The following is a 3,256-nucleotide window of genomic DNA, read 5'->3' as shown; positions in this document are numbered from 1 at the left end:
ATGGCAGCACAATCAAGTCCTCTACGATGGAAAAGGGAACCGGTGCCGAAACCTTGAATGTCACAAATGAAATTCCCAATAGGCCATCATCATCTTCCGCTACCAAAATGGGTTGGCTATCCAAGCTGCGGCTTTGTGTATGCGTCTCGGATAGTCGTGGTTCGATCTCCATTCGAAGAATTTCAGGTAATCCAACTCGCCAGTGATCGGGTCCCAGAGCGCGGGATCCCCACATCTCGCTGTGAGAGATATAGGCTGGAGTGACATTTTCAGCGAAGAATAACGCTAATTCGCTCGATCGACCGCTGTCTTCACACCACTGAAGCCGCAACGTCCCGGACATTGTAACGTTCCCAGTCTCACTGACCTCATCGACGGATCATGCGGTCGAACAATCTTGGATTAATCTGTTGCTAAAAAAGGGCCTCTTGCGGTTCAACATCCCAGGACTCTCAGGACTTTGGCGAGGCTGTCTGATGCGACAGTTCGCGTCAATCGGGAGTCGTCAGCTGGTTCTATCTTACGGCATTCCCTTTCGCAGTGCAACTCCGCGCTGACGAATCGTAACGTCTCAACCGTATTTTGATTTCCTCAATCTGTCCTGGTGTAAGAAGCGGCTGTCGATTCATGGGTGAACTTTGGCTGTCAACTACCAGAGTCTCGGCTTTGGATGAGGTACTCTGTGGCATTCACTCCCTGGGCCGCGACCGTGGGCCTTACTCTGGAGCTCGCATGCTACTATTCTTGCTGCGCAGGTGCGATGAGCAATCCGTCATTTCCAAATCCGTGCCTGCAACCGGCAAAACCCGACAACCGCCATTGCCGAGCCTACCGCCTTGCCGGAAACGTTGCGGCACGCCGAAATCGACGCGCGTAACCCGAAGCAGAAACGCCCTTGCGCCACTACACCATCCGCCGCTCCATGCTTTAGCTGTTCCAGGTCGCACAGTTGTCGATTAGTCTCGCCCCAACCGCAGGGAGAGAGCGGCAGCAAAATCGAGGATGATCGATGTCGGCACCCGCCCCACCTCCCTGGCTCTTCCTGAGCCATTCGGGCGTGGACACCGGCGCCGCGCGGGAGTTGAAGCGGCGGCTGCTCGACAGCGCGGAAGCGCGGGCTGCGGGGTTGCGGGTGTGGCTGGACAAGGACGATCTCGCCGCCGGCGCCGGCTGGCAGCCGCAGCTCGAGAAGGCGATCAGCGAGGAGACGACGGCGTTTGCGGTTCATGTCGGCGCCAATGGCGTCGTGAACTGGGTCGAGAGCGAGGTGCGGCTCGCCCTTTCGCGTGCGACCGGTAGCTCGCATTATCCCTTCATCCCCGTTCTTGCCACGGATTGCCTTGGCGCGGCCGCGCTGCCCCCTTTCGCGCGGCAGTACCAAGGGGTCCGCGACCCCTTGAACAGCCTAGATGAGTTCACCAAACTCCTCCGGGCCGTGCTGGGCCGGTCGCCGCTCGACAAGATCGTCGTGCTTGAAAATCCCTTCGTCGGCCTCAAGGCGATGACCGAAAGCGATGCCGACCGATTCTTCGGTCGCGGCGAAGAGCTCGCTGAGCTCATCGCCAAACTCAGACGGCACCGGCTGATCGCCATCGCCGCCGACAGCGGCGCCGGTAAATCGTCGCTGGCGCAGGCCGGTCTGATTCCGGCTTTCCGTGGTGGAGCGTTGGCAGACACGGCCGGGCGGGAGCCGGATGATCGGCTGTGGCACGTCGTTGTCATGCGGCCGCGCCGGGACCCGATCGAGGGGCTGAAGCGCGGTGTGACGGAAGCCGCCACCGCGCTCGGACGATCCGCCGAGCAATGCGCGTCCCTGCGCCAACGCATCGACCCCGCGAACCCGAGCGAGAGCGCCTACGCGATCCGCTGCGACCTGCCGGCCGGCAAAACGGAAACCCTTTTGATCGTCGACCAGTTCGAGGAGCTCTTGACCGAAACCGCGGAGGTGGAGCGCCTTCGCTTCGTCGATCTTCTGATGGCGCTCACGGCGCTTGGCGGCTTTCGCATCGTGCTGACGCTGCGCGCCGATCACTTCAATCTCTGCCGCCCGCTCACAGCCCTGTTCGATCAGCTGACGCGGGATCACCAAGAGGCCGTGCTGCGGTTGCGGCGGATCACCGACGCCGGCATTGCTGAAGCCGTGCGCAACCCGCTGCGCCTGGCGGGTCATACCGACGTCGCCGAACAGGACGCGCTGATCGGTTGGATCCGACGCGATATCACCGACCGCGCCGGCGATCTCGCTTTGGTGCAGATGGCGCTCTACGCCACGTGGCAACGGCATCGCGCGGCCGGCGTGGATCTGCTGGTCGCCTACGCACAGGTCGAGGGCGTTGCCGGCGCGCTCGCGCACGAGGCGGAGCACGTCCGCATCGACCGCCTCGACGGCACAGAGCGCGCTTTGCTGGACACGATCTTCATCCGGCTGGTGCGGCTGGGCGAAACCGGCGGCGCGACCCGACGCGCTGCGGATCTCAGTGATTTCGACGGCGAGCGCCGGACATTGGTCTCGAAGCTGGCGACGGAAGAGTATGGGCGCCTGGTTTTGACCGGGGAGAAGTCGGTCGACATCGCGCACGAGGCGCTGATCACGCAATGGCCCTGGTTGCAGAGCGTGCTCATCGAGGCGGCGGCCGACATGCGTGTCCTCGATCGTCTGATGGACAGGGCCCATCGATGGAATTCGACGGAGGTAGGTAACGCCGAACACCTTGCGACGGGGGCCGAGCGGGAGGAGTTCGCGGCCTTGGCGGCGAGACGTGCGGATTGGCTATCGGGCACGGAGTGCGAGTTTGTCGTCGCCAGCGACGCGGCGGCGAAGGCAGCACGGCAGGATCGCGAGGAACAGCTGGCGGCCAGAGAGCGGGCTCAGCGCCGCGCACGGTGGGCAACCCTTGGTATCCTGTTGGTCGGCCTGGCTGCCCTTTTTGGGGCCCTTTACCAGGCGCGTGAGACAGCCAGGCGCGAGGCGATCGTGCTGACCAGCTTGGCCAATCGGGCTATTGCCGACCAGAATTATGAATCCGCCATGCGGATCGCTCTGCAGGATCTGCCGAGCCCGGGCCATTCGCCGCTGGCGCTTGGCTGGTCGACCGCTGAGATCAGTGGGCTCGAGGCAAAACTCGCCGGCGCGGCCGATTTGAGTCCGCTGTTGCGCGAGCTCAAGGGCCACGGCGGCCCGGTCTGGAGCGTGGCGTTCAGCCCCGACGGGGCGCGCATCGTCACCGCATCGACTGACAAGACCGTGCGGGTGTGG

Annotated in this window: 2 protein-coding genes; one reads left to right on the top strand and one right to left on the bottom strand. The window is 63.1% G+C overall.

Going from position 1 to position 3,256, the window contains the following annotated elements; translation table 11 throughout:
* On the bottom strand, window positions 1–343 hold a 343-nt coding region (locus ABSG20_RS33125; RefSeq protein WP_423868657.1), incomplete at its 3' end, for a hypothetical protein.
* A 666-nt stretch (window positions 344–1,009) separates the two neighbouring features.
* Here ABSG20_RS33125 and ABSG20_RS33120 point away from each other — a divergent pair.
* Window positions 1,010–3,256, top strand: a 2,247-nt coding sequence (locus tag ABSG20_RS33120) for an nSTAND1 domain-containing NTPase (RefSeq protein WP_423868656.1), incomplete at its 3' end; no start/stop codon positions are given.

This window comes from Bradyrhizobium sp. (assembly GCF_049512235.1).
GTDB lineage: Bacteria > Pseudomonadota > Alphaproteobacteria > Rhizobiales > Xanthobacteraceae > Bradyrhizobium.
Note: the sequence above shows the minus strand (reverse complement) of the source record. Positions and strands in the feature narration are given on the sequence as shown.